Below are 6,465 nucleotides of genomic sequence, written 5' to 3' on the forward strand. Positions count from 1 at the left end.
GCGGTGCCGGACGGCGCGATTCAGGCGCCGGGGCGGACCGTCAGCTCGGTGAGCTCGGCGTCGCGCGGCAGGTCGAGAGCGGCGACGATCGCGGTCGCGACGGAGGCCGGGTCGATCCAGCGGGCCGCATCGTAGGCCGATCCCTCCTGCTGGTGCACCTTCTCCTGCATCGGAGTGGCGGTACGGCCCGGATACACGGTCGTCACGCGCACCCCGTGGGGGCGCTCCTCTTCGCGCAGCGCGTCGGCGATCGCCCGCACCGCGAACTTGCTGGCACCGTACGAGCCCCACTCGGGGCTGACCCGCAGACCCGCGCCCGAGTTCACGAACACGACGTGCCCGCGTGCCGTCCGCAGGGCGGGCAGCATGAGCCGGGTGAGCTCGGCGGGGGCGACGGCGTTGACGTTGAGCTGCTGCTGCCACGTCGCGACGGGGGTGTCGGCGACGGAGCCGAGCTCGACGATGCCCGCGACGTGGATGAGCGAGTCCAGCTGCGGCGGCACACTCTGGTGGCTGAACGCCCACGAGAGGCGGGCGGGGTCGGCGAGGTCGCCGACGAGGGTCTGCGCGCTTGGGAACCGCTCACGCAGCTGCGCGGCTCGGCCGGCGTCGCGCACGAGCAGCCACAGCTCGTCACCACGAGCGCTGAGCACATCGGCCAGAGCGGCGCCGATTCCGGAGCCGGCGCCGGTGATCAGGTGCGTCGTCACGTCTCAGACCTCCTCGCCGCGGTGGGCCGCCGCGTCCTTGCCGGGTGCCAGAGTCGTCACGGGCAGTGGGTCGGGTCGCTTCGCCGAGACGGTGTCGCCCGAGGACTGGTGGCGCAGGCGCCGCAGCACCCAGGGGACGAGGTACTCGCGTGCCCACACGAGATCGACGGCTCGCGCCTCGCGCCACGTGCGCAGCGGCAGCGGGTCGGGCTGCATGGGCTGCAGGTCGTTGGGGACGTTCAGCGCGCGCAGCACCATGCGGGCGATCTCGTGGTGGCCCAGCGCGTTGTAGTGCAGGCGGTCGTCGTCGAAGAAGCGCATGTCCTGCACCTCTTTGAGCGCCCACTGATCGGCGACGATGCAGTCGTACTTGTCGGCGATCGACCGGATGTTCTCGTTGTAGATCGCGACCTTGCCGCGGATGCCGCGGAACACCGGCGTGAACGCCGTGTCGATGCCGGTGAAGACGACGACCGTCGCGCCGCCCTGGGACAGGCGCACGACGGCGTCCTCGAACAGCTGCGCGACGTGGTCGGGGTCGCCGTTGGGCCGGATGACGTCATTGCCGCCGGCCGAGAACGTCACGAGGTCGGGGCGCAGCGCGATCGCCGGTTCCACCTGCTCCTCGACGATCTGGCCGATGAGCCGCCCGCGGATCGCCAGGTTGGCGTACGCGAAGTCGTCGACCTGCTCCGACAGCACTTCGGCGACGCGATCCGCCCAGCCGCGCAGTCCGTTCGGCGCCGCCGGCTCGGGGTCGCCGACGCCCTCGGTGAACGAGTCGCCCAGCGCGACGTACCGCCGCCACGGGTGCGGCTCGGCGTTGGCGACGTAGGGACTCCGGTGATCCTCGCGTGTGGGCATGTGGCTCGCGTCCTCCTCGGCTTGTGACCGACTGTCAGGCTATCGCGGCGCGGAGAGGACGGGATCGGATGCCGCGACCCGGCGGCGTCCCGACCCTCGATGTCGTCCGGGTCGTTTATCGTGGTGACTCGTTGTCTACGGGGAAGGGGTGTTCGGTGACCGACGAATCAGCCGCCGCACCCCTGCTCGAAGAACGTCCCGACGTGACGGCGTCCGATCCCCACATCGGATCGTTCGCGGCCGAGCATCTGAGCCCGACGTACCCGCAGCGTGCGCCGTGGGGCACGGCCCAGCGCCTGCGCGCGTGGCAGGCCGAGGCGCTCGACCTGTACTTCTCGCTCGACGGGCCCGACGGCGCGGGCGGCGGGCCGCGCGACTTCCTCGCGGCGGCGACCCCCGGCGCAGGCAAGACGACGTTCGCTCTCCGCCTGGCGAGCGAGCTGCTGCGTCGCCGTATCGTCAACCGGATCGTCGTGGTCGCCCCCACCGAGCACCTGAAGACCCAGTGGGCCGACGCCGCCGCGCGCGTCGGCATCCGGCTCGATCCCGCGTTCAGCAACCGGCACTTCGTCCCCGCGCGGCAGTACCACGGTGTCGCCGTGACCTACGCGCAGGTCGCGGTGAAGGCGTCGGTCCACCAGCGCCTCACGATGGATGCGAAGACGCTCGTGATCCTCGACGAGGTGCACCACGGTGGCGATGCGCTCAGCTGGGGCGACGCGCTGCGCGAGGCCTACGCGCGGGCGACCCGGCGGCTGCTGCTGAGCGGCACGCCGTTCCGCAGCGACACCGCGCCGATCCCGTTCGTCGAATACCACCCCGACCACAAGGGCATCCGCGTCTCGCGCACCGACTACGCCTACGGCTACCGGCGCGCGCTCGAAGACGGCGTCGTGCGCCCCGTGCTGTTCATGGTCTACGCCGGGCAGATGCGCTGGCGCACGAAGACCGGCGAGGAGATGGAGGCCCAGCTCGGGCAGGACAACACGAAGGACATCACGTCGCAGGCGTGGCGCACCGCTCTCGATCCCGAGGGGGACTGGATCCCCGCCGTGCTCCGCTCGGCGGACCGGCGCCTCACCGAGGTGCGCGAGCATGTCCCGGATGCCGGCGGCCTGGTGATCGCGACGGATCAGACCGCCGCGCGCGCCTATGCCGCGATCCTGCACGAGATCACCGGAGAGCCGCCCACCGTCGTGCTGTCGGACGAGGCCGAGGCGTCGGGGCGAATCGAGGAGTTCTCGAAGTCCGCCGGCCGCTGGATGGTCGCCGTGCGCATGGTGTCGGAAGGCGTCGACGTGCCGCGGCTCGCGGTCGGCGTGTACGCCACGAGCGCCTCGACGCCGCTGTTCTTCGCGCAGGCCATCGGCCGCTTCGTGCGGGCCCGCCGGCGCGGCGAGACCGCGAGCGTGTTCCTGCCGAACGTGCCGCAGCTGCTCGCGCTCGCCAACGAGATGGAGGTGCAGCGCGACCACGCGCTGGACCGCGATTCGGACGGCGACGACGAGTGGAACGCCGAAGAAGACATGATGGACGCGGCCGAGCGCGAGGACAAGGCGTCGGACGCGCTCGAGCAGGAGTTCACCTATCAGGCGCTCGGCTCGCTCGCCCACTTCGACCGCGTGCTGTTCGACGGCAAGGAGTTCGGTCAGCTCGCGGTGCCCGGCACGCCCGAGGAGGAGGAGTTCCTCGGCATCCCGGGCCTGCTCGAACCCGACCAGGTGCACGACGTGCTGATGTCGCGCGTATCGCGGCAGTCCCGCCACCGCTCCGCCCGGGAGGCGCACGAGCGCGAGGCCGCGCCGGAGGAGGAGCCCGCGCTGCCGCAGGCGCTGCACCGCACGCTGAAGGAGCAGCGTCAGCTGCTCAACAGCCTCGTCGGTCTCTACGCCCGGCAGTCCGGCGAGGCGCACGGCCTCGTCCACGCCGAGCTGCGCCGCATCTGCGGCGGGCCCGCGGTCTCGCACGCGACCGTGACGCAGCTGCAGGCGCGCATCGAGGTGCTCCGCAAGCGCGTGCACTCCTGACGCCTGCGGAGCGGTTCGGAACCCCGAAATGCTGGCAATCCTCGGTTTCGGGGCGGTCCGGCCGCGGGCGCTGACTACCGTTGACGAGTCCCCGAAATCCGACTGGAGGCTCGAGTGAGCGCGCCCGCCGCACCGACCGACCGTGATCGCCGCCGATGGGCGCAGTACCTCGTGAACGAACGGGCCGAGGCCCGCGTGTACCGCGAGCTCGCCGGCCGTCGTGAGGGCGAGGAGCGCGAGATCCTGCTCGCCCTCGCCGAGGCGGAGGGGCGCCATGAGGCGCACTGGCTGGGACTGCTCGGCGGCGAGCCGGCGAAGCCGCCCCGCCCCGACGTGCGCACGAGCATGCTCGGCACGATGGCCAAGCGGTTCGGGTCGATCTTCGTGCTGGCGCTCGCACAGAACGCCGAGGCGCGCTCACCGTACGACGACGAGCCCTTCGCCACCCCCACGATGGCCGCCGACGAGAAGGTGCACCACGAGGTCGTGCGCGGCCTCGCCGCCCGCGGCCGCCGTCGTCTGTCGGGCACGTTCCGCGCCGCCGTGTTCGGCGCCAACGACGGCCTGGTGTCGAATCTCGCGCTCGTGATGGGAATCGGCGCCACCGGCGCCAGCAGTCAGTTCGTGCTCTTCAGCGGCGTCGCCGGTCTCCTCGCGGGCGCCCTGTCGATGGGTGCGGGGGAGTTCGTGTCGGTCCGCTCGCAGCGCGAGCTGCTCGCGGCGACCGAGCCGAGCGACTTCGCCGACATCGCGCTCCCGCACCTCGACATCGACGCGAACGAGCTCGCCCTGGTCTACCGGACGCGGGGGATGCCCGAGGCCGAGGCTTCGGCGCGCGCCCGCCGTGTCGTCTCACAGGCGCAGGCGCTCGGCCGCGGGCGTGCCGACAGCGGCCCGATCGAGCTCGTCGACCACGGCGAGGTCGTCGGCAGCGCGTGGGGGGCAGCACTGTCGAGCTTCCTGTTCTTCGCGTCGGGCGCCATCATCCCGGTGCTGCCGTGGATCTTCGGGCTGTCGGGACTGACGGCCGTCGTGCTCGCGCTCGTGCTCGTGGGCGTCGCCCTCATGTCGACGGGTGCGGCCGTCGGTCTGCTGTCGGGAGCACCGCCTCTCAAGCGTGCACTGCGGCAGCTGGCGATCGGTTTCGGGGCCGCTGCGGTGACGTACGTGCTCGGTCTGCTGTTCGGCGTGTCGATGGGCTGACGCGCCCGGGCTGCGCGCGATTCGTTGAACCCCGAGTGACGTGGTAATGTCATTCCTCGGTTGCGAAACCGAAAACCACCTGCGCGGGTGGCGGAATAGGTAGACGCGCTAGCTTGAGGTGCTAGTGCCCGTATAGGGCGTGGGGGTTCAAGTCCCCCCTCGCGCACAGAAGTCGAAGGCCCCCGAAAGGGGGCCTTCGGCATTTCCCCCTGATTCGAGTCACCGGTTCGAGACGATAGGTTTGCAGGCATGCCCGAAGCCGAACTTCCCGAGGTCGCCGCTGTCGCGAGGGACCTGATCCGCTTCGACACGACGAACCACGGCGGCGGTCGCTCCGCCGGTGAGCGGGAGGCCGCCGAGTACGTCGGCGCGTACCTCGAAGGCCTGGGGCTGAAGCCCGAGTTCTACGAGCCCATCCCTCGCCGCACGAACGTCATGGCGCGCGTGCCCGGCCGTGACCGCGGCAAGCCCGCGCTCGTGCTGCACGGGCACCTCGACGTCGTCCCCGCGATCGCCGAGGACTGGAGCGTCGACCCGTTCGAGGGCGTGGTCAAGGACGGCCTGCTGTGGGGCCGCGGCGCCGTCGACATGAAGGACATGGACGCCATGATCCTCACGTCGGTCGCCGACATCCTGCGTGCGGGCGAGCAGCCCGAGCGCGACCTCGTGCTGGCGTTCTTCGCCGACGAGGAGAACGGCGGCGTCGAGGGGTCGGCCCTCGTCGTCGAGAATCACCCGGAATGGTTCGCGGGCGCCACCGAGGCGATCAGCGAAGTGGGTGGCTACTCGATCCCGGTCGGCGACCGCCACGCGTACCTGCTGCAGGTGGGCGAGAAGGCGCTCATCTGGATCCGCCTCGTCGCGCGCGGCCGCGCCGCCCACGGTTCCAGCTTCCACTCCCAGAACGCCGTGACGCGCCTGGCCGAGGCTGTTGCCGCGCTCGGCCGCACCGCGTGGCCGGTGACCCTCACCGACGCTACGCGCGAGATGACCGAGCGCCTCGCCGGGCTGACAGGCGAAACCTCGGACGACCCCGACGCGATCGCCGCGGCGACGGGCGCGGCATCCGGCTTCCTCCGCTCGACCCTGCGCACCACGACCAACCCGACCGGCCTCGTCGCCGGCTACAAGCACAACGTCATCCCCGACCGAGCCGAGGCGCTCGTCGACGTGCGTGTGCTGCCGGGCACGGAGGAGGCGGCCCTCGCCGACATCCGCCGCATCGTCGGAGACGGCGTCGAGGTCGAGATCGTGCATCAGGACATCGGCCTCGAGGTGCCCTTCTCCGGCGACCTCGTCGACGCGATGGTCGGTGCGCTCGGCCGCCACGATCCGGGCGCCCCGGTCATCCCGTACCTCATGGGGGGCGGCACCGACAACAAGGCGCTCGCGACCCTCGGCATCGCCGGCTACGGTTTCGCGCCGCTGCGCCTGCCGGCCGACCTCGACTTCACCGGCATGTTCCACGGTGTCGACGAGCGGGTCCCGATCGACGCGCTCGTGTTCGGGCAGGCCGTGCTCACCGACCTTCTCCGCACGTACTGACACCGAGTGGATGGCGCGGCCCGCGGGATGCACGTCTACCTGGGGGAAAGGCGCCCAAGCGTAACGGCGCGATAAAACGGGGCCTCGTACCGGGACTTACCGAGTTACACCCCATA

5 protein-coding genes and 1 tRNA gene are annotated in these 6,465 nt (G+C 71.4%); 4 read left to right on the plus strand and 2 right to left on the minus strand.

Annotated features, from left to right (window positions below):
* Positions 1–20 precede the first annotated feature (20 nt).
* Together ACFWJ8_RS19380 and ACFWJ8_RS19385 are read right to left on the minus strand one after the other, a co-directional pair.
* Positions 21–710, minus strand: a complete 690-nt coding sequence (locus ACFWJ8_RS19380) for an SDR family oxidoreductase (protein WP_378814625.1) — start codon at positions 708–710, stop codon at positions 21–23.
* A gap of 3 nt (positions 711–713) precedes the next feature.
* Entirely contained in the window at positions 714–1,574 is an 861-nt protein-coding gene (locus tag ACFWJ8_RS19385) for an SGNH/GDSL hydrolase family protein (protein ID WP_378814627.1), read from the minus strand.
* Between the two features lie 155 nt (positions 1,575–1,729).
* Here ACFWJ8_RS19385 and ACFWJ8_RS19390 point away from each other — a divergent pair, with 155 nt between their 5' ends.
* From ACFWJ8_RS19390 to ACFWJ8_RS19405, 4 genes are all read left to right on the plus strand, one after another.
* Complete coding sequence (locus ACFWJ8_RS19390) at positions 1,730–3,601, plus strand: DEAD/DEAH box helicase (protein WP_378814629.1); 1,872 nt, start codon at positions 1,730–1,732, stop codon at positions 3,599–3,601.
* 114 nt (positions 3,602–3,715) lie between these two features.
* The gene (locus tag ACFWJ8_RS19395; RefSeq protein WP_378814630.1) at positions 3,716–4,804 is read left to right on the plus strand and encodes a VIT1/CCC1 family protein; all 1,089 of its coding nucleotides are present in this window, start codon (positions 3,716–3,718) and stop codon (positions 4,802–4,804) included.
* Positions 4,805–4,885: 81 nt separating this feature from the next.
* Positions 4,886–4,970 (plus strand) — tRNA-Leu (locus tag ACFWJ8_RS19400).
* Between the two features lie 83 nt (positions 4,971–5,053).
* Entirely contained in the window at positions 5,054–6,349 is a 1,296-nt protein-coding gene (locus tag ACFWJ8_RS19405; protein ID WP_378814632.1) for a M20/M25/M40 family metallo-hydrolase, read from the plus strand.
* The last annotated feature ends 116 nt before the right edge of the window (positions 6,350–6,465 follow it).

The organism is Microbacterium sp. NPDC058389, assembly GCF_042722305.1.
Taxonomy (GTDB): Bacteria; Actinomycetota; Actinomycetes; order Actinomycetales; family Microbacteriaceae; genus Microbacterium.

Coding starts and splice junctions, on each gene's coding strand:
- ACFWJ8_RS19385 (WP_378814627.1), bottom strand. CDS start 1,574: ATGCCCACACGCGAGGATCACCGGAGTCCCTACGTCGCCAACGCCGAG.
- ACFWJ8_RS19405 (WP_378814632.1), top strand. CDS start 5,054: ATGCCCGAAGCCGAACTTCCCGAGGTCGCCGCTGTCGCGAGGGACCTG.